This window comes from Campylobacter sp. Cr9 (assembly GCF_020138295.1).
Taxonomy (GTDB): Bacteria; Campylobacterota; Campylobacteria; order Campylobacterales; family Campylobacteraceae; genus Campylobacter_E.
This window is the reverse complement of the sequence record NZ_JACGBH010000002.1, coordinates 98,066-122,048: the sequence shown is the minus strand read 5'-3', so window position 1 is coordinate 122,048 and position 23,983 is coordinate 98,066. Positions and strand designations below refer to the sequence as shown.

Below are 23,983 nucleotides of genomic sequence, written 5' to 3'. Positions count from 1 at the left end.
ACTTAAAAAATTAAGTTTAAATTAAAGTAAGGAGAAAATATGGAAAAGTTATCTCGTAGAAGCTTTTTAAAAGGTGCAGCAGGAGTAGCTGCAAGTGCTTCAAGCCTTGGTGCTGTTGATTTTATCGGTGAAGACGCAATGCCAAAAATCGATGAAAGTCTAATAACGGCTTCGCACTGGGGAGCTTATCATCCAGTTATTAGAAGTGAAAAAGTTGAAGGATTTGAAGCTTTTAAAGGTGATAAAAACCCAACAATTATGCTTAATGGTCTTGTAAATAGAGTTTATACTCAAGATAGGATAAAAAATCCAAGTGTTAGAAAAAGTGTTTTAGAAAAAGGCTTTGCAAAAGCTCCTAAAAACTTAAGAGGTAAAGAAGAATTTGTAGAGATTAGCTGGGAAAAAGCTTACGAATTAGTGGCTAATGAATTAAAAAGAGTTTATAAAGATTATGGACACCATTCTGTATATGGTGGAAGCTATGGTTGGTTTTGCGTAGGAAATATCAATAACCCACAAAGCTTATTAGGAAGAATGTTAAATATTGCAGGTGGTTTTACAACAAGAACATTAAACTATTCTTGCCACTGCATTAGTGCTATAACTCCACATATAACAGGATATGATGAAGCAAATGCTAAGCACACTCCTTGGGATAATGTATTAAAGCATTCAAAAGTTATTGTAATGTGGTCTGCTGACATACTTACAACAAATCAAATCGCTTGGGGCGTTGCAACTCATGAAACCTATGAATATGTAGAAAAATTAAAAGAACTAGTTAAACAAGGCAAAATTAAAGTAGTTAATATTGACCCTGTTTATAACGATACAGCAAGATATTTAGGAGCTGAGCAAGTATTTATAAATCCTACAACCGACGTTGCAATGGTTGAGGCAATGTGTTATCACTTAATTAAAAATAATCTTCATGATGAAAAATTCCTTAAAAAATACACAGTAGGATTTGCAAAATTAAAAGAAAGATTATTTGATGAGAAAAATCCTAAAACTCCTGAATGGGCAGAAAAAATTACAGGAGTAAGTGCTGCTAAGATTAAAGAATTAGCTGAACTAATGGCAAAAAATAGAACAATGATTATGGCTGGCTGGGGTTTTCAAAGAGCTCATCATGGAGAGCAAACTCACTGGGCTATGATTACTCTAGCATCAGTTTTAGGACAAATTGGACTTGATGGTGGTGGATATGGCTTTAGCTATCATTATTCAGATGGTGGGGTTCCAACTCCAGGCGGATTAACAATGAATGCAAACAGCCAAACTTTAGATGATAGTAAAAATGCATTTGGAGGCTTCCCTGGTCTTGGCGCTATTGGTGTAAGCACTAGTTATAAAGGTGAGTGGAATAATAGAGAAAACGAAGTAATTCCGGTTTCAAGAATTGTAGACATGCTTGAAAACCCAGGTAAAGAATATGATTTTAACGGAAAGAAAAAAGTATTCCCTAATATAAAATGTATTTATTGGGCAGGCGGAAACCCTATGCATCATCACCAAGATAGAAATAGACAGCTTAAAGCATTTGCTAAGGTTGATAGCTTTATCGTTCAAGATTGTTTTTGGACTGCTAGTGCAAGACATGCTGATTTAGTTTTACCTGCTACAACTGAAATTGAAAGAAATGATATTACAAAAGCACACACAAATAAATATATTTTCGCAATGAAAGAGTGTGTAAAACCTATGTATAATTCAAAAAATGATTACGATATCTTTTGTGGAATTATTAAGCATTTTGGCGAAGAAAAATATCAAGCATTTACAGAAGGTAAAACAGCCGATGAGTGGATAAAATATTTTTACAACGAAGCTCGTGAAAAAGCAGCAGCAACAGGTTTAAAAATGCCAAGTTTTGAAGATTTTTGGGCTAAAGGTTATGTGGAATTTAAAGCTCCTGAAGAAGCAAAAAATTTCGTAAAAATGAAAGATTTTAGAGATGACCCTATTACAAATCGTTTAGGAACTCCAAGTGGTAAGATTGAGATATTCTCTAAAAAAATAGAAAAATTTGGCTATGATGATTGTGAAGGTTTAGTTCAATTCTATGAACCAGCAGAGTATTTAGGCAATGCTAAAAAATATAAATTAAATATGGTTACACCACATCCAAAATATCGCTTACACTCACAACTTAATAATACTTATTTAAGAGACTTTGAAGAAGTTGATGGTAAAGAAGGATTATGGATGAATCCAGTTGATGCAAAAGCTCGTGGTATTAAAAATGGCGATATTGTTAGAATTTATAATGATAGGGGCGAGATTTTAGGTGGTGTTTTAGTTACAGAATATGTTAAACCTGGTGTAATTAGAATGCAAGAAGGCTCATGGTATAACCCTGATAAAAAAGGCTTATGCTTACACGGAGATGTGAATGTGCTTATAGCTGATATTCCTAGTTCTAAGCTTGCATGCGGTAACCAAGCTACTGCTTTAGTAGAAGTTGAAAAATATACTAAAGATATACCAGCTCTTGATTTATTTAGACAACCAAAATTTAAAGCATAATTTAAACTCACTGCTTTTTGCAGTGAGTAATTTTTATAAAGGAAATGAATGAAAAAATTAATAATTATGAGTTTAGTTGCAAGCTCACTTTTAGCAAATACTTATGTAATGCAAAACTCATCAATAAGTCAAAAAAATAAAGAAATAGGAACAATAATTATTGGAACAAAAGTTGATGTTGTTAAAAAAGATAATAAAAATAGTGAAGTTAAGCTTAAAGGCTATCGTCCTAAAGGTGGAAAAATTATTTATGATACCTTAGGGGTTTTATCATCTAGTGTAAATCTTAATGACATTAATACCGTAAAAGTTTTAGGAGTAGAAACTGACGAATACGAAAACGAGTGGGAAGTAGTAGAATTAGTTGCAAATATTGATAATGCTAATTTAGGTGAAAAAGATGTGATAAATGAAGGTAAAGAGCTTTTTGAAGAACGCTGTGGCACCTGCCATGCCTTGCATTCTTATGATGAATTTAGCAAAAACGTATGGCCAAGCACAATAAAATCAATGCAAGATAATGCAAGTTTAGATGAAAATGAATATTATCAAATGGTAAAATACTTACAAAGAGTTGCTCCTGGTGATGAATAAAAATTAAGGAATTTGAAATAGGAATTAGTTTGAAAACTAAATTCCGAATTCAAATTCTTTTTGATTTTTTATAAAAAATACACAAAATAAAAAGAATTTAAAATAGGAAATATAAATTACAAAGAGCTATTATAATTAAGCTATGCAAAGTAATTTTAAGTTTATGTTAATTATCGTATCTTTAGGCTCATTTTTAAGCACTTTAGCAATGAATCAAATCCTACCTTTATTACCTTTTATAATGCAAGAATACGGAGTTAGCAAAGACAAAATCAGTCTTTATAGTGGTTTAGCCTATGCAGGTAGCACACTTATGATGGCATTATTTGCACCTATTTGGGGAATATTAGCTGATAAATATGGTCGCAAAAAAATGCTACTTCGTGCAAGTCTTGGAATGGGATTATGTTTATTGGTTAGTGTATTTTTAAAAACAGCAGAATCATTTATAATTTTAAGATTCATAATGGGCTTTTTCTCAGGCTTTAATTCAGCTTGCATAGCCTTAATAGCAGTTAGTGCTCCTAAAGATGAAGTTAATTATTCTTTAGCAAAACTAAGCTCATCTCAAATTACAGGCTCATTACTTGGACCTTTGTTTGGTGGGGTTTTAATGCACTTTTTTGATTTTAGAGTGCAGTTTGCAATATCGGGATTTTTATTAATTAGCATATTTTTACTTATATTATTTTTTGTAAAAGAAGAATTTAGCCCTATTAAAAAAGAAGAAAAAATAAGCCTTGATCGTAATTTATATTTTTTCGTAATTATTTTATGTATAGCTTCATTTTTGGTTCAATATTCTCAGACTTTCATAGGACCAATAATCGGACTTTTTGTATCAAATTTGGTTGAAAATAAAGAGCTTGCAACTGGTTTTTGCTTTAGCCTTGCAGGAATTGCAAGTGCAATATTTGCTCCAAGGCTTTCAAAATTAGCAAAAATCTATGGAGAAATCAATCTTATTTTAATAAGTGTTTTTTGCTTGTTAATTTGCCTAATTTTGCATTATTTTACTTGTAATAATTATGTTTTATTTTGTATTACTCGTTTTATTACAGGCATTAGTTTTTGTTCAATAATGCCTAGTATCTATTCTCTAATTCGCAAAAATATCCCAAAGCAAATTAATTCAAGAATATTTGGAATTAATCAAAGTTTTTTTGGAATAGGAGCTTTTTTAGGGAGCTTAAGCGGTGGATATTTTTATAATATTTATGAAGCAAAAGTCTTTTTTATCTGCTCAGCTTTTATGTTTGTATGCTTACTTTTAATATATTTTTACAAAAAAACTAAAAGCTAATTCCTAATTCAAATTCTTACCAAATAATTATTTAATAATGCTAAAGTTTTAGCCATTAATTTATTAGGATTTGCATTGAAAAAGATTATATTTTTATTAATTAGTGCTTTTGTTTTTTCAAAGGAATTAAGTGATGAAAAGGTGTTTAAACTAGCAGAAACAATAAGCGGAAGAAATGTTGAATGCAATGGACATGATTATTTTGTAATTTTAGATAATTATGTAAATGATTTAAACAAAGCTTACAATGATAAAAATCTTGAACCTATAAAAGATTATGATAAATATTATGATTATTTTAAATACTGGGCTTATCAGAGTTTAGGGAATAAAAGACTATTTGATGAGTTTAATAAGCAAGCGAATAATTTTTGTAAATTGCATAAAGAGCATTTCATAAAATTATCAAAAACAAATTATGAAAAATCATGCGAAAACTTCATTCAAAGATTTGGAATGAGAGCATTTGGTTCAATAAATAAATTTATTAAACTAGATGATATTTATACAGAATTTTTAAAAATTGATAATGCTGAAGATAGTATCGCTTATCTTAACGAAATTAGCCCTAATTATTATCAATTAGACTTTTTATTAAAACTAGCATTGCTTGATAAAAAAGATATGAAAATAATTGAGTTTTTAGCAAAAAATAATACTAATATAAATTCAGGCTATGAGAGTGCGATTTTTTATGCGCTTGATTATTACGAAGCTTTAGAATATTTATTAGAACATAATGCGAATGTAAATTATTTGAATGGTTTTGGAAAAAGTGCGATTTTTTATGCAGTAGAAATAAGCGATATTAAAACCATAAAATTATTAATCAAATATGGAGCAAATCTTAATTTACAGCAAATTGAAAGCGAAGAAGAATTAAAAACTAATCTTCCTTATTATATTTCTTTTTGCTCGTATATTCATCCATCAAAAACCTTAGTAATTCATGCAGCATCTTTGGCTGATTTAAAAACCCTAAAATTATTAATTGAAAATAATGCAGATTATAAAGTTAGCGATAATTTTGGTTTAAATGCTCTTGATTACGCAATTATTTACGATAATAAAGAAAATATAAAATATTTAAAAGAACTAGGATTAAAGGAGAAAGAAGAATGAAAACAGCTTTTGTAACTGGTGCAAGCAGTGGCTTTGGTAAGGCATGTGCTATAAAACTTTTAGAAAATAATTATAAAGTAGTTATTCTTGCAAGACGCAAAGAAAAATTAGTTGAATTAGAAAAAACTTATAAAGATAATGTTTGTGTTATCGCTTGTGATGTAAGAGATTACAAAGCTATTAAAAAAGCTGTTGATAATTTGCCTGATGATTTTAAAACAATAGATGTTTTAATTAACTCAGCAGGACTAGCGCTTGGTCTTGGAGAATTTCATAATTTAAGTATAGAAGATATGGAAACTATGGTAGATACTAATATCAAAGGTCTTTTATATGTAACTCATGAGATTTTACCTAGAATGCTTGAAAACGGCGGACATATATTTAATTTTGGTTCAGTTGCTGCTAATAACCCTTATTTTGGTGGAAATGTTTATGCAGGAACTAAGGCTTTCGTAGGACAATTTTCTCACGCATTAAGAAATGATGTAAGAAAAAATAATATAAAAATTACCGATATTGCGCCAGGTTTATGTAAAACTGAATTTAGCGAAGTTCGTTTTAAAGGCGATAAGATTGCAGCAGATAAGGTTTATGAAAATACAAAATACTTAAGTGCTGATGATATAGCCGATACTATTATGAGTATAATTAATCTAAAAGATCATGTAAATATAAATAGAATAGAACTAATGCCTGTTACTCAAACTTGGGCTGGATTTTATATACAAAAGGATAAAGAATGAAATATTTAAAAATAAAAGGCAATGCAAAACTTAGCGGAAGTGTAGAGATTAGCGGAGCTAAAAACGCTGCTTTACCGTTACTTGCTGCTGCTTTGCTTATTAAAGGAAAATGCACTTTAACAAATCTTCCTTTAGTATCAGATATTAAAACAATGTTAAGATTACTTGAGAATTTAGGTGCAACCTATGAATTAAATAATCATAGCGTTACAATTGATTCAAGCAATGTTTTTAATACTAAAGCTCTTTATGATATTGTTCGCAAAATGCGTGCAAGTATTTTAGTGCTTGGACCATTGCTTAGTAGATTTAATACTTGCGAAGTATCACTTCCAGGTGGTTGTGCGATAGGTCAGCGTCCGATTGATTTGCATTTAAGTGCTTTAGAAAAAATGGGGGCTAAGATTGAATTAGTTGATGGTTATGTTAAAGCTAGTGGAAAATTAGTTGGAGCAAAAATACATTTTGATAAAATCTCAGTAGGAGCTACCGAAAATACAATTTTAGCTGCAGTTTATGCAAAAGGTAAAACCACTATTATAAATGCAGCTTGTGAGCCTGAAATAGTTAATTTATGCGATTTTTTAACAAAAGCTGGCGTAGAAATTAAAGGAATAGGGACAAATACTTTAGAAATTAACGGAGTTGATAATTTAAAGAGCGATTTTACTTGCGAAATTATTCCTGATAGAATAGAAGCAGGAACCTATCTTTGTGCAGGTGCAATCACAAAATCAAATATAGAAGTTAAAAATATAATTCCTGAGCATTTAGGTGCGTTACTTGCTAAATTTGATGAAATGGGTATTAAATACGAAAGCTTAAATAATTCTATAAAAATATTTTCATCAGATTATAAAGCAGCAAATATTCAAACTTCAGAATATCCAGGCTTTCCAACTGATATGCAAGCACAATTTATGGCACTTTGTCTTAAAGCAAAAGAAGAAAGCATTATTGATGAAAGATTATTTGAAAATCGCTTTATGCATGTAAGTGAGCTAAATCGTATGGGAGCAAACATTAAGCTAAATGGACATATCGCTAATGTTAAAAACTCTAATTTACAAGGCACACATGTAATGGCAACTGATTTAAGAGCTAGTTCAGCACTAATCTTAGCAGCACTTGCAGCAGAAGGTATAACTTATATTCACAGAATCTATCACTTAGAGCGTGGATATGAGAATTTATGCGAAAAGCTTAGCAAATTAGGTGCAGATATTACCGAACTAAAGGAAGAAGAATGAAAATTCAAGATGCCTTAAATAATATAGAATTAATTAAAGAAATAAATAATACCGAAATAATAAATTTATTTGAAGCAAAAGGAAGAGTTTTAGCAAATGATTTTTATGCTAAATGCAATGCTCCTTTATTTACAAACTCAGCAATGGATGGCTATGCCTTAAAAGCAAGTGAGTTTAACAAAGGTCTTAAAGTTATAAAAACTATTTTTGCAGGAGATATGAGTGAATGCGAAATTAAAAGTGGCGAATGTGTTAAGATTATGACAGGAGCAAAGTTACCAAAAGGTGCTGATAGTGTTTTGATGGTTGAAAAATCAATCATTAAAGATGATTTAATGTATGCTACAAGCGATAGTTTAAGAGTAGGCGAAGCTATAAGATACGAGGGCGAAGAATACAAAGTAGGTGATTTAATCATTAAAAAAGGTGTAATTACTGATGAAATCATAATGATGTTAGCTAGCAACGGAGTTTTTAATATTGAAGTATTAAAAGAAATTAAAGTAGGAATTTATGCAAGTGGCTTAGAAATCATTGAGCCATATTCAAAAGGGTTTGGAGTATATAATTCTAATGCTTATGGTATCTTTTCAGCATTTAAAGATTTTTCAAAGCCAACTTATTTGGGTATTTTAAAAGATGAATATGAGTATGTTAAAAATGCTTTAATAGGTGCTTTTGATAATTTTGATTTAGTAGTAAGCATTGGAGCTGCAAGTGTAGGCGATGCTGATTTTATCAAAAAGGCTTTAAATGAATTAGGCTTTACTCCTATTTTTACAAAGGTAAAAATGAAACCTGCAGGTCCTGTTAGCTTGTATCATAAAGATAATAAATATATTTTAGTTTTACCAGGCAATCCTATGAGTGCTTATATAGGAGCTTTAATTTATGCTAGAAAAATTATTTATAAAATGCTTGGAATTTCATTTAGGAATTTATCTTACGAATGTCCTATTTCACAAGATTTAAGCATTAAAAATGCTAAAGAAAACATTGTAATAGGTAATATTATTGATGATTGTTTTGTGCCTTTTAATAACGCAAAGCTTAGCAGTGGTCAAATTAGTCCATTAAGCAAATGCACTCATTATATAATTTGCGATATTGATTGTGATATAAAACAAGGTGAAAAAGTAAGAGTTTATGAACAAAGCATTTAGCCTATTTATATTAAGCCTTAGCTTGTTTGCAAATAATATAAGCGAAGATTTGATAAAACATTGGAAAAAACAAGATAGTTTTTTAGAAGTTACTAGCCTTAGTTTTAAACCTAAACTTAATAATAATTGCAAAATAATTAGCTATCCAGCTCTTAGTAAGCAAGGCTTTTTTAAAGTAAATTGCGGCGAAGAAACTAAGCAAATTTCTTTTAAATTACAAGCTTTAAGTAAGGTTTATATACTTAAAAAGAGTGTTTTAAAAGATGAGCTTATAAGCATTCTTGATTTAAAAAGTGAAAAGATTGATTTTTCTAAAGTTCCTTTTAATGCTTTAAGGGATTTAAATCAAGAAATTAGATTTAAAACCAAAGCAAATGCAGGAAGCATTGTAAAGTATTCAATGCTTATGCCAAATTATTTAATCAATAAAGATGATAATGTTGTGGGTATTTTAGATGATGGGGATTTGAGTGTTTTTATTGACTTAATAGCTTTACAAAGTGGCGTAAAGGGTCAAAAAATACGCCTTAAAAATACTCAAGGACATAATCTAACAGGCGAAATAATAAATGAAAAACAGGTTTTAATAAAATGAGATTTTTAGTAGCAATCAATGGAGCTAGTGGGGTTAATCTTGCTTTAAAATTAGCAAAAGTTTTAAGTAAAGAAAATAAAGTATATTTAATCCTTAGCAAAGGTGCTTTAAAAGTTTTAAAAGAAGAAAACAATAAAAAATTAAAAAAATATATAAAAAATACAAATATTACTCTTTTAAAAAACGATGATTTAGCTGCTTCTGTTTCAAGTGGAAGCTTTAAGCTTGATGCGGCTTTTTATTATGCAAGTAGTGATTTTTTAGCAAAGGCTAGTTATGGCTTTAGCGATACTTTAATATTAAGAAGTCTTGCAGTAAATCTTAAAGAAAATAGAAAAATAATAATAGCACCAAGAGAAATGCCACTTAATGAAATAATGCTTAAAAATATTTTAAAATTAAATAAATTAGGCTGTATAATAGCCCCTGCAATTTATGCTAAATATTCAAAGAGTTCTTTTAAAGAATTTGTAATAGGAAAATGGTGTGACTTGCTTGGTGTTGAATATAAAAAATTTAAAAGATGGAAGAGCGAATGAAAAAAGCAATTTATCCAGGGACTTTTGATCCTATCACTAACGGGCATTTAGATGTAATCACAAGAGCACTTAAGATAGTTGATAAATTAGTAATTGCAGTTGCTAAAAATGATAAAAAACAACCTAGCTATGATTTAGAAACTAGATTAAATTTAGTAAGAAGTGCTACAAAAAATTTAAATGTAGAAGTAATAGGCTTTGATAATTTATTAGTTGATTTTGCAAAAGAGCAAAAGATTTTTACGATAGTAAGAGGGCTTAGAGCGGTTAGTGATTTTGAATACGAATTACAAATGCATTATGCAAACGCTGAATTAAACGAAGAAATAGATACTATTTATCTAATGCCAAGTCTTAAAAATGCTTTCATATCAAGCTCAATTGTAAGAAGTATAAAAGCTCATGGCGGAGATATTTCAAAGCTAGTTCCTGCAAGTATTTTAAAGGATTTAAAATGAATTATTACGCATTTGAAGGAATTGACACTTTAGGTAAAAGCACTCAAATTGAGCTATTAAAATCTTTGCCAAATTCCTATTTCAAATTCCAACCGATTTTTGTAAAAGAGCCAGGCGAAACTAAGCTAGGAATAAAATTAAGAGAATTGATATTAAACGAAAAAATGAGCAAAAGAGCTAGAATGTTTTTATTTTTAGCAGATAGAGCTGAGTTATTTTCTACGATTGATTTTAAAAAAGAATTTATAATAGCTGATAGAAGTTTAATATCGCATTTAGCATATGAAGTTGATAGTGATTATAAACAATTGCTAGATTTTAATCTATTTGCAACTAATAATATTTTGCCAAATCATATAATATTTTTTAAAGGCGATGAAGAATTATTAAAAGATAGATTAGCAAATAAATCTCTTGATATGATAGAGCAAAAAGGTGTAGAATACTTTTTAAAAGTTCAAGAAAATTATGAAAAAATAATAAAAGCTTTAAATATTAATGTTTTAAATATAGATGCAAGATTAAATATAGAAGAAATAAATAAGATTATTAAGGAGTATATAAATGATACATGCAATTAAAGGAATGAATGATTTATTAGATGAAGATGCGTTAATTTATGAAAAGATTATAAAAACTAGCGAAGAAGTAGCAAAAACTTATGGTTATAGCTATATTGAAGTGCCGCATTTAGAAGTTACTCCTTTATTTAAAAGGAGCGTAGGAGAAAGTAGCGATATTGTAGGCAAAGAAATGTATGAATTCTTAGATAAAGGTGGAGATAGCGTATGTCTTAGACCTGAAGGAACTGCTGGGGTTGTAAGAGCTTTTATTGAGCGTAAAATGGATAAAGCTGGAGTTGTTAAAAGATGGTTTTATCATGGTTCAATGTTTCGCTATGAAAAACCACAACGTGGAAGATATAGAGAATTTCATCAATTTGGCTTAGAATGTTTTAATATAGCAAGTGTTTATGAAGACGCTAGTGTTATTATGATACTTGCTAGGATTTTTGAAAAGCTTGATATTGCTTATACTCTTAAAATTAATTCTTTAGGCTCGCCTGAATGCTTACAAAATTATAGAGCAGCACTTAGAGATTATTTAACAAAGGTTGAATCAAATTCCGATTTTAAATTCTGCGAAGATTGTGCAAAAAGAAGACTTACGAATGTAATAAGAGTGCTAGATTGTAAAAACGATAATTGTTCAAAACATTTAGTTAATGCACCTAAATTAAGTGAGTTTTTAGATGATGAGAGTAGGGCTGATTTTGCTAAATTACAAGAGATTTTAAAAGATAATGGAATTAGTTTTGTAATTGATGAAAGATTAGTTCGTGGGCTTGATTATTATTCAAAAACAGCATTTGAGTTTGAAAGTAGCGAAATAGGTGCAAAGGCAGCAATAGCAGGCGGTGGAAGATATGATTATTTGGTTGAATATTTAGGTGGAGCTAAGAGTTATGGAGTAGGTTTTGCTATGGGTGTTGAGCGTGTAATGGATATTTTAAAAAGCAAAAAAACAGAGCAAAAACCACAAAATACTTATTTTTGTGTGCTTGATACAGAATTATTAGAGCTCGCTTATAAATTAGTTGATGATCTACGCAAAGCAGGTAAAATAATAAACCTAAGCTATGATGCAAAAAAACTAATAAAACACTTAAATACAGCTGATAAACAAAATTATAAATATTTTATAGCAATCGGTAGCGATGAAGCTAGTAAAAATGAAGTGTTTTTTAAAGACTTAGAAAGTGGCGAACAAAAAAGCATAAAATATGAAGTTTTAAAGGAAATTTTATGAACGATTATGGCATAGATATTTGGGGAGATGATAATTTTATTATAAAAAATGGTAAGGTTTGTTTAAAATACGGAAGTGAGCCTGCTATTATTGATATAGTAAATACTCTTTTAGATGATGGTTATAAAGGTCCTATAATTTTAAGATTTAATCATTTAATCAAAAAACAAATAGAACAAATTTATACAAATTTTAATAACGCTATAAAAGAATTTGATTATCGTGGGAGCTTTAATGCTGTTTATCCATTAAAAGTTAATCAATTCCCAGGCTTTGTAAAAAGTCTTGTAAAGCTTGGAAAAAATCTAAATTATGGTCTTGAAGCTGGTAGTAAAGGTGAATTACTACTTGCTATGGCTTATAATAATGAAGGTGCTCCAATTACCGTTAATGGCTTTAAGGATAAAGAATTAATTACTATGGGCTTTATTGCTGCTGAAATGGGGCATAATATAACTTTAACTATTGAAGGTATTAATGAGCTTGAAGTAATTATTAAAACAGCAAAAGAGCGTTTTGGGATAAAACCAAAAATAGGGCTTAGAGTAAGGCTACATTCTTTAGGAAGTGGCACTTGGGCTAAAAGTGGTGGAATTAATTCTAAGTTCGGATTAACTTCAACTGAATTAATTGAAGCAGTAGGATTGTTAAAAGAAAATGATTTGCTAGATTGCTTTACTATGATACATTTTCACATAGGCTCACAAATAAATGATATTCATCCACTTAAAAAGGCTTTAAGTGAAGCAGGAAATATCTATTTTGAATTACGCAAAATGGGTGCAAATAATCTTGAAAATATTGATATAGGTGGTGGTTTAGCTATTGAATATTCTCAATTTCAAAAAACTTCACAAAGAAACTATACTTTAAGCGAATATGCAAACGATATTGTATTTATTTTAAAAACTCTAGCAGCACAAAAGCAAGAAATAGAGCCTAATATTTACATAGAAAGTGGTCGTTTTGTAAGTGGCTCTCATGCTGTTTTAGTTGCTCCTGTGCTTGAGCTTTTTTCTCAAGAATACTCAGAAAGCAAAATGCAACTAAAAGAAAAAAATCCACAATTAATAGATGAATTATGCGATTTGTATAAGAACATAAAACCTAGCAACGCAGTTGAATATATGCACGATAGTTATGATCATTTAGATAGTATTTTAACTTTATTTGACTTAGGTTATGTGGATTTACAAGATCGCTCAAATGCTGAAATCTTAGTTCATTTAATAGGCAAAAAAGCTGTTTCTATGCTTAGCCCAAAACACTTATTAAGAACTCAAAAAGAAGTTCAAGAAAGATATTTAGTGAATTTTTCAATTTTTCAAAGCTTGCCTGATTTTTGGGGCTTAGGACAAGAATTCCCTGTAATGCCACTTGATAGATTAAACACTCCGCCTACAAGATCAGCTAGTATTTGGGATATTACTTGTGATAGTGATGGCGAGATTTCTTATGATGCTAATAAAAGACCATTATTTTTACACGATGTTGATGTTGAACAAGAAGATTATTTCTTAGGATTCTTCTTAGTTGGAGCTTATCAAGAAGTCTTAGGAATGAAACATAACTTATTTACTCATCCAACGCAAGTAAGCATTGATATAGATGAAAAAGGTTATGAGATTGAAAGCATTATTGAAAGTCAATCAATTAGAGATATTTTAGAAGATTTAGATTATGATATTCGTGAAATTGATGAAAAAATTCAAGACAAAATCAATTCTTCAGAATTGATAAACGAAAAGACTAAAAAGCATATTTTAGGAGAGCTTTTTATATTTATGCACGATAATGGATATTTAAAGAAAATTTAAAAGGAGAGAGAATGCAATTTTCACAAAAAATTAAAGGTTTGGAAGAATCAATAACTTTAGCAATCACAGCTAAAGCAAAATTACTTAAAGAACAAGGTGTTAAAGTTATTAGTTTTAGTGCAGGAGAGCCTGATTTTGATACTCCACAAATAGTAAAAAATGCAGCAATTAAAGCTATTAATGATGGTTGTGGTAAATACACTCCTGTTGCAGGAACTACTGAAGTTTTAAAAGCAATTTGCACAAAACTTAAAAGAGATCATAATTTAGATTATGAAATAAGCGAAGTTATAGCTAATGTTGGAGCAAAGCATAGTTTATTTAACGCTATTCAAGCTCTTGTTTGTGATGGTGATGAAGTAATAATTCCAGCTCCATACTGGGTAACTTATCCTGAGCAAGTTAAGTATTCTGGCGGAGTTCCTGTAATCATAACTCCAAAAAATAATTTCAAATTAAGTGCTGAAGAACTAAAAGCAGCTATTACACCTAAGACAAAAATATTAATTTTAAACAACCCTAGCAATCCTACTGGTGCTTTATATACTAAAGATGAATTAATGGCTTTAGCAAAAGTTTTAGAAGGCACAAATATTGTAGTATTAGCTGATGAAATGTATGAAAAATTAGTTTATGATGGAGAATTTGTAGCTTTTGCAAGTTTAAGCGAAGATGCGCTAAATCGCACCGTTACTATTAATGGACTTAGCAAGTGTGCTGCTATGCCAGGCTATCGTTTTGGTTATAGTGCGAGTAAAAATAAAGAATTAAATAAACTTATGAAAAATCTTCAAGGACAATGCACAAGTAATATTTGCAGTATTACTCAAGCAGCTGCAATTCCTGCTTTAGTAGGAGAAATTGATAGTGACATTGCTATGATGAAAGAAGAATTTAAGAAAAGAAGAGATAAAGCTTGTGAAATGATAAGCGATATTAAAGGGCTTAAATTACTTTCAAAACCTAGTGGAGCATTTTATTTATTCATAGATTGCTCTAGTATTAATCCTGATGATGTTGAGTTTTGCGCTAAGCTTTTAGATGAGAAAAAAGTAGCTTGCGTTCCTGGAAGTGGCTTTGGTATGAAGGGTTATTTTAGAATATCTTATGCAACTTCAATGGAAAATATTATAGCGGGTATAGAAAAAATAGCTGAGTTTGTTAAGGAATATAAGTGAGTAAAATTGCTATAAGTATTTTAAGTGGTGGGCTTGATAGTTGTGTAAGCACTGCTTGTGCTATTCGTGATGGTTATAAGGTTATTGCAATTCACTTTAATTATCATCAAAGAACAGAGCAAAGAGAGCTAAAAGCATTTAATGATATTTGTGATTTTTATAAAATACAAAAAATGGCAATAGATATGGATTTTTTTAAACAAATCGGCGGCTCAAGCCTAACAGATATTAGTTTAGAAGTTCCAAAAGGCACTTTAGGAGAAAACGGAAAAGTGCCTAATACTTATGTGCCGTTTAGAAATGGTATTTTTTATAGTATTGCAGCAGCAATTGTACAAAGATTTAATGCAAGTGCTATATATACAGGTTTAGTTAGCGAAGATTCTAGCAATTATCCTGATACTACTTTAGATTTTGTAGAAAAAACTGCAGCATTTATTAAAGAAGGAAGTGGAGAAGATATAAAAATCATTACTCCACTAATTAAACTTAAAAAATCTGAAATCGTAAAACTTGGAATGAGTTTAAAAGCACCTTTAGAGCTTAGTTATAGTTGTTATGATAGCAATGAATTAGCTTGTGGCAAATGCGAATCTTGTCAATTAAGATTAAAAGGTTTTAGCGAAGCAGGATTTAAGGATTTAATAAAATACGAAAGTAATTCCTAATTCAAATTCTTTAAATTATATATAGCTTATTTAAGTTATTTAGATTTATTATATTCGTTAGCTAATGTAGTTTTATCTAGTTTAGACAGCAAACCTAATTCCTAATTCAAATTCTTTTTTTTGAATTAGGAATTTGAATTAGGAAATTAAAATAAAGCTTCTTTATTTTCTTCTACTTTAGGTATGAATAATTTAAGCCCACCTAACATATGAAAATGTAAATGAAATACTTCTTGTCCTGCATCAGCACCAACATTTGTAAGTAGTTTATAACCACTCTTATCAAGGCCTAATAATTTTGCAACTTCATGAATAAAATCAGTCATTTTAGCCATTGTAGCACCATCAACTTCTTGAAAACTTGTAAATCTTTTTTTAGGAATAATCAAAATATGAACAGGAGCTTTTGGGTCAATATCGTGAAAAGCTAAAAATTCATCATTTTCTAATACTTTACTTGAAGGAAGCTCTCCGATAACAATTCTTTCAAAAACATTTAAATCACTCATTTTCTTTCCTTTTTTAATAATTTTAATCGTTTATTTATGTAATTTACACTAAAATTGTAAAAAATCAACAAAAAGGCTAACTCTTGGAAGATATTTTAAAAAGTTTAAATAATTGTTCTTCGCTTGAAGAATTAGAGCAAATTAAGGTGCAAATTCTTGGTAAAAAAGGATATTTAACAAGTGAATTTGCTAAGTTAAAAGACTTAGAAGGCGATGAAAAGAAACAAAGAGCAGAAATTTTAAATAAGCTAAGAGATGAATTTAATGATAATTTTGCTCAAAAACAAAAGGTTTTAAAAGATGAGTTTATAAAAGCAAAAGCAAAAAAAGATGCTTTTAACTTTGCTTATTTTGATGAAAAATCAAGTTCAGGGGCACTTCATCCTGTAATGAGCACAATGGATAAGATTATTGATTATTTTGTAAGACAAAATTTTAGCTTAGAAGAAGGTCCATTAATTGAAGATGATTTTCATAATTTTGAGGCTTTAAATTTACCTAAATCTCACCCTGCAAGAGATATGCAAGATACTTTTTATTTCATTGATAAAATGCTACTTAGAACACAAACAAGTCCAGTTCAAATAAGAACAATGCAAAAACAAAATCCACCTATTAGAATGATTGCACCTGGTGCTGTGTTTAGAAGAGATTTTGATATGACTCATACACCGATGTTTCATCAAATTGAAATGCTTGTAGTAGAAGAGGGTGATAAAATATCTTTTGCTAACTTAAAATATGTATTAGAAGAGTTTTTAAGATATATGTTTGGTGATGTTAAAGTTAGATTTCGTCCTAGCTTTTTTCCATTTACTGAACCTAGTGCTGAAGTTGATATTTCTTGTGTATTTTGTGGCGGTTGTGGTTGCAGAGTATGTAAAAAAACAGGCTTTATAGAAGTTATGGGTTGTGGAATGGTGCATCCTAATGTATTTAAAAATGTAGGTTACAAAAATGTTAGTGGATATGCTTTTGGTTTAGGTGTTGAAAGATTTGCTATGTTACTTCATAAAATTCCTGATTTAAGGTCGTTATTTGAAGGAGATTTAAGATTATTGGAGCAATTTAAATGATTATTAGTAAAAATTGGTTGAATGAATTTATAGATTTAAAAAATATAAGTACAGATGAATTAGTAACAACTTTAAATAGTATAGGATTAGAAGTAGATGGCGTTCATACTCTAATAGCTCCTGCTAAAGTAGTAGTGGCAAAAGTTTTAAGCAAAGAAAAACACCCAGATGCTGAAAAATTAAGCGTATGCCAAGTAGATGTTGGTAATGAGACTTTACAAATAGTTTGTGGCGCTAAAAATGTGGAAGCAGGACAATTTGTAGCAGTTAGTTTAGAAGGTGCTAAAATAGGTGAAATTACTATTAAAAAAGCTAAATTACGTGGAGTTGAGAGTAATGGTATGATATGCTCATCAACCGAGCTTGGTTTTGCAAAAATCAATGATGGAATAATGGTTTTAGATGATAGTATAGGAGAGCTTGTTTTAGGAAAAGAACTTTGTGAATATTCTTTATTTAATGATGAATTAATTGAAATTGAACTTACTCCTAATCGTGGGGATTGCCTTAGTATAAATGGAGTTGCTAGGGATTTAAGTGCTGCATTAGACATTAATCTAAAAGAAAGAAAAGCTTTTAAAGATATTGATAATGCAGAAGGCATTAGAAGAATTTTAAATGTTCATTTTAGCGATGGAATAGATGGTAATGTAAGTATAAAAGCCATTGAGTTATTAGAAGATATTGAAAATTCTCTAAAAGTAAAATTAAGATTAGCAAGCATTGAAGAGCTTAAATCAAATTCTATTGAAAATTTATTATCATATTCAACCCATGCAAGCGGTGTATTATTTAATGCTTTTGATTTAAACAAAATATGTGATGAATGCGAACAAATTAGCCTTGATGTTAAAACAAAAGAAAATAAAGAATTTGCAATCAGATTTAAAGATAAAGAATTAGCCGTTTTAGGAATTACTCAAAATGAAGATTTTAAAATCAGCAATGAAAGTAAGAAGATATTAATAGTAGCTAATTATGTAAATCCAAACATCATAGCAAATACTCATAAAAACTATAAAAATACGGATATTTATAGAAGTTTTAGAGGTTGTGAGCCTGAGTTAAATATTGGAATTGATTATTTATTTAATCTTTTACAGCTTGATAAAAATATTAAAATTTATGGAAGCTCATGTCAAAACACTCCAACCAAAGAAAAGCTTTCAATAAGTTGCAATATTTTAGAATTAGAAAAAATGATAGGTCAAAGCTGTGAGAAAAACGATGTTGTAAAAATATTAAAAAGATTGGGTTTTGAGCTAAGTATTGCGGAAGATAATATATATCTTAAAATTCCTTTTTATAGACACGATATAAGCAATTCAGCAGATATTTGCGAAGAAATTGTAAGAATGATAGGAATTGATAATATAGAGCCAAAACCTTTAGAATTTTATGAATCAAATAGAACAAATAAAACTTATTTAAATTATCAAAAATCTTTAGAGCTTAGAAAAAGAGCTTTAATGAGTGGATATTTTGAAAGCGTTGGTTATGTATTTGATAGTAAAGAATTCTTAGAAAAATTAGGATTAAAATATATTAAAAATGAAATCATAAATCCTATTACAAGTGATATGAATACTTTAAGAAGTTCTATTATGGCTACTTTATTAAAGCAAGCTCAATTTAACTTTAATAACTCAAGAAAATCAGTTAAATTATTTGAAATCGGTAGCACTTTTGATGAAGCAGGTAATGAGAGTAAAAAAATTGCTTTTATTAGTTCAGGTTTAAATGAAAGCTCAAATATTAAAAATCATGCAAAAGCAAAAAATATTGATTTCTTTACATTTTTAAGTGAATTAAAGACAATTTTAAAAGAATTTGAATTAAGAACTAGCGATTTTCATTTATTTAGTGAATTTGAAAGAGCTGATATTTATAAAAATGGAGTAAAAATCGGAGTAGTTGGAAGACTTGATTTACATTTAGAAAATGAATTAGAACTACCTATTACTTATTTGTGTGAAATTGATTTTAATGCTTTAGTTTATGATTTTATTCAAGCAAAATCTTATTCTAAATTCCAAGGAACAACAAGAGATTTAAGCATATTAGTACCTAAAAATTATGATTATTCAATTATTAAAAACTTAATTAATAATCTAAATATTAAAAATCTAAAAGAGTTTAAAATCATAGATTTATATCAAGATGAAAGCTTAAAAGATTTTGAAAGTTTAAGTATTAATTTTAGTTTTGTAGATGATGAAAAAGTATTGAAAAATGATGATGTAAATAATGAAATTAGCCAAATCATAAGTGAATTAGAAAAAATAGGATTAAAGTTAAGATGAAAATTCCAACAATAAAAAAAGAATTTAATATAGTTTTAGAAAATATAGCAGCCGATAAATCAATATCACATAGAGCTGCTTTGTTTTCTTTACTAACTAACGGCGAATGTAGGGTGCTTAATTATTTATATGCGCAAGATTGCTTGCATACTTTAGAAGTAATAAAGCAATTAGGTGCAAAAGTTCAAATTAAAGAAGATGAATTAATAATAACTCCGCCTGAAGAATTAATTTCTCCTAATGTGGTTCTTGATTGCGGTAACTCAGGAACTTTAATGAGATTACTTATAGGTTTTTTAGCTAGCTCTAAAGGTTTTTTTGTTTTAAGCGGAGATGAATATTTAAATAAAAGACCTATGAAAAGAGTTAGTGCTATATTAAATGATTTAGGTGCAAATATTTACGGAAGAGATGAAGCAAATTACGCACCTTTGGCAATTGCAGGCAAAAATATAAAGTACTTTAAATACCATAACTATCTAAAATCGGCTCAGGTAAAAACTGCTTTAATTTTAGCTGGATTGTTAAGTAATGGTTGTGAAGTTAGCGAAGATGAATTAAGCAGAGATCATTCTGAAAATTTATTAAAACTAATGAACGCACCTATAAAAGTAGAAAATAATATAGTTAGGGTTGAACCAATAACTCAAAAATTAAAGCCATATTCAATAAAAGTGCCAAACGATCCTTCTTCAGCATTTTTCTTTGCAGTTTTATGTGCTATTAGCAAAAACTCTACATTGAAATTAAAAAATGTATTGTTAAATAAAACTAGAATTGAAGCTTTTGTTGTTTTAGAAAAAATGGGAGCTAATATTAAATATGAAATTAAAGAAAATAATTATGAATGCATAGGTGATATTATAATTAAAAGCTCTGAGCTTAAAGCAGTGGAAGTAAGCGAAAATATTTCTTGGCTAATTGATGAAATACCAGCACTTTCAATAGCGTTTTTATATGCTAATGGAAAATCTATTGTAAAAAATGCAAAAGAATTAAGAGTAAAAGAAAGCGATAGAATAAAAGCAGTGCTTGAAAATTATAAACTTTTAGGCGTTGAATACGAAGAATTTGAAGACGGATTTAGCGTTATTGGAAAAAGCGTTAAAGGAAATAATTTTAATTTAAAAAGCTTTGCAGATCATAGAATTGCTATGAGTTTTTCTTTACTAGCAAAAGACTATGAAATTAATATAGATGATACAAAATGTGTAGATGCGTCTTTTACTAATTTTTATGATATTTTAAGTAATTTTGGTATTAATAATGAAAATTGAATTAGCTAAAAGTTATGGATTTTGTTTTGGTGTAAAAAGAGCTATAAAACAAGCAGAAAAAACAAAAGATGCTGCAACAATTGGGCCATTAATTCATAATAATGATGAAATAACAAGATTAAAGAATGATTTTAATGTTAATACCTTAAATGATATTAGCGAATTAGGAAATGAAAAAAAAGCAATAATTAGAACACACGGAATTACTAAACAAGATTTAGATAATTTAAAAACAAGTGGCAGAGAAATTATTGATGCAACTTGTCCTTTTGTTAAAAAACCACAAGAAATAGTTGAAAAAATGAGTAGTGAAGGGTATGAAATAGTAATTTTTGGAGATAGTAATCATCCTGAAGTAAAAAGTGTTAGAAGTTACGCAACTACTAATAATTATGTGGTTTTAGATGAAAACGAATTAAACGAAGTAAAATTTAAAAATAAAGTAGCTTTGGTTAGTCAAACAACAAAAAAAGTAGAAAAATTTATGCAAATTGCAAATTATTTGATGTTAAAAGTAAAAGAAGTAAGAGTTTTTAATACAATTTGCGATGCAACTTTTAAAAACCAAGAAGCAATTAAGTCGCTTGCTATGAAAAGTGATGTGATGATTATAGTAGGTGGAAAAAATAGCTCTAATACAAAACAATTATTTTTAATTGCAAAAGAACATTGTAATGATAGTTACTTAATTGAAAATGAAAATGAATTAGATTATAGATGGTTTAATAATAAAAAACTATGTGGAGTAAGTGCTGGAGCTAGTACGCCTGATTGGATTATTGAAAAAGTAGTAAAAAAAATTGAAAATTTTTCATAGATATTTATTACTTGTAAGTTAAATAGTGATAGAATAGGGCATAATCATTTCTTAATTTGATTAATTTTATTACAAAAGGACCAAAATGGCTAAGTTAAATGGAGCTCATAACAATTTAGAAGATTTAGAAAACATTGATTTCGCGACAATGTTAGATGAGTTTGAAAGCGAAAAAAACCCTGAAAATATTGCAATTATTGAAGGTAAAATAATTAAAATCGAAGGCGATGAAGTTTTTGTTGATATTCAAGACAAATCAGAAGGCGTTTTAAATATAGCAGAAATAACAAAAGATGACAAATTATTATTCAATATAGATGACACTATTAAAGTTACTATCGTTGGTAGTAGTAATGGTCGTAGAATTTTATCTTATAAAAAAGCACTTAGAAAAGAAAAAGTTGTTGAATTTATAAAAAATTATAATGAAGATAATAATGAAATTTTTGATGTTAAAGTAATAGGTAAAAATCGTGGTGGTTTTGTAGCAGTAGATGCTAATGAAGTAGAATTCTTTTTACCAAAATCTCAATGCTCACATAAAGAATTAAACACTTTAATGAACAAGAAAATTAAAGTTAAAATTTTAAAAATTGATGAAGAAACACAAAGCATTGTAGTTTCTAAGAAAAAAGCGAACGATGAAGAACGCAAAAAGAGAAAAGAACTAATTACAAATATAGTAAATGATACTGAATTAAAAGAAGGTGTTGTAAGAAAACTTACAAGTTATGGTATGTTTGTTGATATCGGTGGCGTTGATGGATTAGTTCATTATAGTGAAATCTCTTATAAAGGGCCAGTTAATCCTAGCACTCTTTATAAAGAAGGTGATAAAGTAGTTGTAAAAATTGTTGGTTATGATGAAGAGAAAAAACACATATCATTATCAATCAAAGCAGCTCTTAGTGATCCATGGGATGAAATTAAAGATAGTTTAGAAATAGGTGATGTTTTAAAAGTAGTTGTTTCTAACATTGAAAATTATGGTGCTTTTGTAGATTTAGGAAATGATATAGAAGGATTTTTACATATTAGTGAAATTTCATGGGATAAAAATGTTAAAAATCCAAGAGATTACTTAAAAGAAGGTCAAGAAATTGATGTTGAAGTAATTGAAATAGATTGTGAAAAACGCCGCTTAAGGGTATCTTTAAAAAGCTTATTACCAAAACCATTTGATGGTTTTAGTGAGAAGTTTAAAGTTGGAGATATAATAGAAGGTGAAATCAGCACAATTACTAATTTTGGTGCATTTGTAAAAATTGATAATGTTGAAGGTTTATTATTAAATGATGATATTTCTTGGACAGAAAATGAAACTTGCAAAAAAGTTTACAAAGTTGGTGATAAAATTAAAATAAAAATAAGAAAAATAGATTCAGAAAATCAAAAAATATCTTTAAGTGTTAAGCACCTAGAAGAAAGTCCTAGTGCATTATTTACAAAAGATCACAAACTAGGTGATATTATTAAAGGTGTTGTAAGTGACATTAAAGATTTCGGAGTTTTTGTTAAGGTAAATGATAAAGTTGAAGCTTTAATTAAAAATGAAGATTTAGGAGAAGCTAAGCCTAATATTGGAGATGAAATTGAAGGAGCTTTAATATTTACAAGAAATGGAAAAATCCGTCTAAGTGTAAAAAAATTAAACATCATCAAAACTCGCGAAGATTTAGAGAAATTTAATTCTGATGATAAAATAACAATTGGAGATATTATTAAAGACCAATTACAATAATAATGAAAAGTAATTTACTTTATTTAATATTCGGTATTATCTCAAGTATTTTGATAATATCACTTATTTTAGTATTGAAATCTGTAAATCCAAAAGATATACAGATTTCTAAAATTATAGATGAAAAAGTAGAGAGTATTAAAAAGGTTATTGCTAATAATGATTGGTATTTGAAATTAGCAAATACTAATTCAAATGATTTTTTTCCTATATCTAATGAGCTTTATATTCATTTTGAATTGCAAGATACAGGAAATTTAAGTAAAAAGAAATTTTTTAAGTTAAATATTGATAAAAGTGACACATATTCAATGTTTTGTGTTAAGCAAACAATATCTAATTTAAACCTTAAATATTTTTTAATTAATAATAAAAAATATTCACAAATAGTGATTGATACAAATAACATTTCTTTGCTACATTACTTAGTAGATAGCTTAAAAAGTTATAATATCAATTCTAATTTTGAAGAAATTTGGATTTAATTTA

General features: G+C 28.7%; 22 protein-coding genes. 21 read left to right on the top strand and 1 reads right to left on the bottom strand.

The window, feature by feature from the left end:
• The first annotated feature begins 39 nt into the window (after positions 1 to 39).
• The 15 genes from AVANS14531_RS01950 (at position 40) to queC (ending at position 15,771) form a co-directional block, all read left to right on the top strand.
• On the top strand, positions 40 to 2,529 hold the full coding sequence (locus AVANS14531_RS01950; RefSeq protein WP_336611123.1) for a molybdopterin-dependent oxidoreductase: 2,490 nt from the start codon (positions 40 to 42) through the stop codon (positions 2,527 to 2,529).
• A 48-nt stretch (positions 2,530 to 2,577) separates the two neighbouring features.
• A complete protein-coding gene (locus AVANS14531_RS01945) occupies positions 2,578 to 3,123 on the top strand; it encodes a hypothetical protein (RefSeq protein WP_336611122.1) in 546 nt (181 codons plus the stop codon).
• Positions 3,124 to 3,286: 163 nt separating this feature from the next.
• Positions 3,287 to 4,426 (top strand): MFS transporter, encoded by a 1,140-nt coding sequence (locus tag AVANS14531_RS01940; protein ID WP_336611121.1) that lies wholly within the window; start codon positions 3,287 to 3,289, stop codon positions 4,424 to 4,426.
• A 75-nt stretch (positions 4,427 to 4,501) separates the two neighbouring features.
• Entirely contained in the window at positions 4,502 to 5,548 is a 1,047-nt protein-coding gene (locus tag AVANS14531_RS01935) for an ankyrin repeat domain-containing protein (RefSeq protein WP_336611120.1), read from the top strand.
• Entirely contained in the window at positions 5,545 to 6,294 is a 750-nt protein-coding gene (locus AVANS14531_RS01930; protein ID WP_336611119.1) for an SDR family NAD(P)-dependent oxidoreductase, read from the top strand. The genes AVANS14531_RS01935 and AVANS14531_RS01930 overlap by 4 nt, the downstream gene beginning before the upstream one ends.
• The gene (gene murA / locus AVANS14531_RS01925) at positions 6,291 to 7,544 is read left to right on the top strand and encodes a UDP-N-acetylglucosamine 1-carboxyvinyltransferase (protein ID WP_336611118.1); all 1,254 of its coding nucleotides are present in this window, start codon (positions 6,291 to 6,293) and stop codon (positions 7,542 to 7,544) included. Before AVANS14531_RS01930 ends, murA begins: the two co-directional genes overlap by 4 nt.
• Positions 7,541 to 8,707: a molybdopterin molybdotransferase MoeA gene (locus AVANS14531_RS01920; protein ID WP_336611117.1), complete on the top strand. Its 1,167-nt coding sequence runs from the start codon at positions 7,541 to 7,543 to the stop codon at positions 8,705 to 8,707. The genes murA and AVANS14531_RS01920 overlap by 4 nt, the downstream gene beginning before the upstream one ends.
• Entirely contained in the window at positions 8,691 to 9,302 is a 612-nt protein-coding gene (gene flgA / locus AVANS14531_RS01915) for a flagellar basal body P-ring formation chaperone FlgA (protein ID WP_336611116.1), read from the top strand. The genes AVANS14531_RS01920 and flgA overlap by 17 nt, the downstream gene beginning before the upstream one ends.
• Positions 9,299 to 9,841, top strand: coding sequence for a UbiX family flavin prenyltransferase (locus tag AVANS14531_RS01910; RefSeq protein ID WP_336611115.1), 543 nt, complete (start codon positions 9,299 to 9,301; stop codon positions 9,839 to 9,841). The genes flgA and AVANS14531_RS01910 overlap by 4 nt, the downstream gene beginning before the upstream one ends.
• Positions 9,838 to 10,299, top strand: coding sequence for a pantetheine-phosphate adenylyltransferase (gene coaD / locus AVANS14531_RS01905; protein WP_239816771.1), 462 nt, complete (start codon positions 9,838 to 9,840; stop codon positions 10,297 to 10,299). Before AVANS14531_RS01910 ends, coaD begins: the two co-directional genes overlap by 4 nt.
• A complete protein-coding gene (gene tmk / locus AVANS14531_RS01900; RefSeq protein WP_336611114.1) occupies positions 10,296 to 10,880 on the top strand; it encodes a dTMP kinase in 585 nt (194 codons plus the stop codon). Before coaD ends, tmk begins: the two co-directional genes overlap by 4 nt.
• Complete coding sequence (hisS, locus tag AVANS14531_RS01895; RefSeq protein ID WP_239816773.1) at positions 10,864 to 12,108, top strand: histidine--tRNA ligase; 1,245 nt, start codon at positions 10,864 to 10,866, stop codon at positions 12,106 to 12,108. Before tmk ends, hisS begins: the two co-directional genes overlap by 17 nt.
• Positions 12,105 to 13,925, top strand: coding sequence for a biosynthetic arginine decarboxylase (gene speA / locus AVANS14531_RS01890; protein WP_239816774.1), 1,821 nt, complete (start codon positions 12,105 to 12,107; stop codon positions 13,923 to 13,925). The genes hisS and speA overlap by 4 nt, the downstream gene beginning before the upstream one ends.
• Before the next feature lie 11 nt (positions 13,926 to 13,936).
• The gene (locus AVANS14531_RS01885; protein WP_336611113.1) at positions 13,937 to 15,103 is read left to right on the top strand and encodes a pyridoxal phosphate-dependent aminotransferase; all 1,167 of its coding nucleotides are present in this window, start codon (positions 13,937 to 13,939) and stop codon (positions 15,101 to 15,103) included.
• Entirely contained in the window at positions 15,100 to 15,771 is a 672-nt protein-coding gene (gene queC / locus AVANS14531_RS01880; protein WP_336611112.1) for a 7-cyano-7-deazaguanine synthase QueC, read from the top strand. Before AVANS14531_RS01885 ends, queC begins: the two co-directional genes overlap by 4 nt.
• 146 nt (positions 15,772 to 15,917) lie before the next feature.
• On the opposite strand, the gene AVANS14531_RS01875 is transcribed toward queC, so the two are convergent.
• Positions 15,918 to 16,280 carry a histidine triad nucleotide-binding protein gene (locus tag AVANS14531_RS01875; protein ID WP_239816777.1) on the bottom strand — a complete coding sequence of 121 codons (363 nt, stop codon included), beginning with the start codon at positions 16,278 to 16,280 and terminating at the stop codon, positions 15,918 to 15,920.
• 92 nt (positions 16,281 to 16,372) lie between these two features.
• Between AVANS14531_RS01875 and pheS the strand changes: the two genes are divergently transcribed.
• The 6 genes from pheS to AVANS14531_RS01845 all read left to right on the top strand — a co-directional run bounded on the left by pheS (position 16,373) and on the right by AVANS14531_RS01845 (position 23,979).
• Positions 16,373 to 17,356 carry a phenylalanine--tRNA ligase subunit alpha gene (gene pheS, locus AVANS14531_RS01870; protein ID WP_442862386.1) on the top strand — a complete coding sequence of 328 codons (984 nt, stop codon included), beginning with the start codon at positions 16,373 to 16,375 and terminating at the stop codon, positions 17,354 to 17,356.
• On the top strand, positions 17,353 to 19,659 hold the full coding sequence (pheT, locus tag AVANS14531_RS01865; protein ID WP_336611111.1) for a phenylalanine--tRNA ligase subunit beta: 2,307 nt from the start codon (positions 17,353 to 17,355) through the stop codon (positions 19,657 to 19,659). The genes pheS and pheT overlap by 4 nt, the downstream gene beginning before the upstream one ends.
• Complete coding sequence (gene aroA / locus AVANS14531_RS01860) at positions 19,656 to 20,936, top strand: 3-phosphoshikimate 1-carboxyvinyltransferase (protein WP_336611110.1); 1,281 nt, start codon at positions 19,656 to 19,658, stop codon at positions 20,934 to 20,936. Before pheT ends, aroA begins: the two co-directional genes overlap by 4 nt.
• Positions 20,926 to 21,753, top strand: coding sequence for a 4-hydroxy-3-methylbut-2-enyl diphosphate reductase (locus tag AVANS14531_RS01855; RefSeq protein ID WP_336611109.1), 828 nt, complete (start codon positions 20,926 to 20,928; stop codon positions 21,751 to 21,753). The genes aroA and AVANS14531_RS01855 overlap by 11 nt, the downstream gene beginning before the upstream one ends.
• A gap of 85 nt (positions 21,754 to 21,838) precedes the next feature.
• Positions 21,839 to 23,494: a 30S ribosomal protein S1 gene (locus AVANS14531_RS01850; protein WP_336611108.1), complete on the top strand. Its 1,656-nt coding sequence runs from the start codon at positions 21,839 to 21,841 to the stop codon at positions 23,492 to 23,494.
• Positions 23,495 to 23,496: 2 nt separating this feature from the next.
• Entirely contained in the window at positions 23,497 to 23,979 is a 483-nt protein-coding gene (locus AVANS14531_RS01845) for a hypothetical protein (RefSeq protein ID WP_239816783.1), read from the top strand.
• Positions 23,980 to 23,983: the final 4 nt, after the last annotated feature.

Excerpts from the sequence above, each read along its gene's own strand:
- AVANS14531_RS01920 (WP_336611117.1), top strand. The coding sequence starts at position 7,541 with ATGAAAATTCAAGATGCCTTAAATAATATAGAATTAATTAAAGAAATA.
- AVANS14531_RS01855 (WP_336611109.1), top strand. The coding sequence starts at position 20,926 with ATGAAAATTGAATTAGCTAAAAGTTATGGATTTTGTTTTGGTGTAAAA.
- murA (WP_336611118.1), top strand. The coding sequence starts at position 6,291 with ATGAAATATTTAAAAATAAAAGGCAATGCAAAACTTAGCGGAAGTGTA.
- hisS (WP_239816773.1), top strand. The coding sequence starts at position 10,864 with ATGATACATGCAATTAAAGGAATGAATGATTTATTAGATGAAGATGCG.
- AVANS14531_RS01845 (WP_239816783.1), top strand. The coding sequence starts at position 23,497 with ATGAAAAGTAATTTACTTTATTTAATATTCGGTATTATCTCAAGTATT.
- AVANS14531_RS01875 (WP_239816777.1), bottom strand. The coding sequence starts at position 16,280 with ATGAGTGATTTAAATGTTTTTGAAAGAATTGTTATCGGAGAGCTTCCT.
- AVANS14531_RS01910 (WP_336611115.1), top strand. The coding sequence starts at position 9,299 with ATGAGATTTTTAGTAGCAATCAATGGAGCTAGTGGGGTTAATCTTGCT.
- AVANS14531_RS01940 (WP_336611121.1), top strand. The coding sequence starts at position 3,287 with ATGTTAATTATCGTATCTTTAGGCTCATTTTTAAGCACTTTAGCAATG.
- flgA (WP_336611116.1), top strand. The coding sequence starts at position 8,691 with ATGAACAAAGCATTTAGCCTATTTATATTAAGCCTTAGCTTGTTTGCA.
- tmk (WP_336611114.1), top strand. The coding sequence starts at position 10,296 with ATGAATTATTACGCATTTGAAGGAATTGACACTTTAGGTAAAAGCACT.
- AVANS14531_RS01930 (WP_336611119.1), top strand. The coding sequence starts at position 5,545 with ATGAAAACAGCTTTTGTAACTGGTGCAAGCAGTGGCTTTGGTAAGGCA.
- AVANS14531_RS01850 (WP_336611108.1), top strand. The coding sequence starts at position 21,839 with ATGGCTAAGTTAAATGGAGCTCATAACAATTTAGAAGATTTAGAAAAC.
- speA (WP_239816774.1), top strand. The coding sequence starts at position 12,105 with ATGAACGATTATGGCATAGATATTTGGGGAGATGATAATTTTATTATA.
- AVANS14531_RS01950 (WP_336611123.1), top strand. The coding sequence starts at position 40 with ATGGAAAAGTTATCTCGTAGAAGCTTTTTAAAAGGTGCAGCAGGAGTA.
- AVANS14531_RS01885 (WP_336611113.1), top strand. The coding sequence starts at position 13,937 with ATGCAATTTTCACAAAAAATTAAAGGTTTGGAAGAATCAATAACTTTA.
- pheT (WP_336611111.1), top strand. The coding sequence starts at position 17,353 with ATGATTATTAGTAAAAATTGGTTGAATGAATTTATAGATTTAAAAAAT.
- AVANS14531_RS01945 (WP_336611122.1), top strand. The coding sequence starts at position 2,578 with ATGAAAAAATTAATAATTATGAGTTTAGTTGCAAGCTCACTTTTAGCA.
- aroA (WP_336611110.1), top strand. The coding sequence starts at position 19,656 with ATGAAAATTCCAACAATAAAAAAAGAATTTAATATAGTTTTAGAAAAT.
- coaD (WP_239816771.1), top strand. The coding sequence starts at position 9,838 with ATGAAAAAAGCAATTTATCCAGGGACTTTTGATCCTATCACTAACGGG.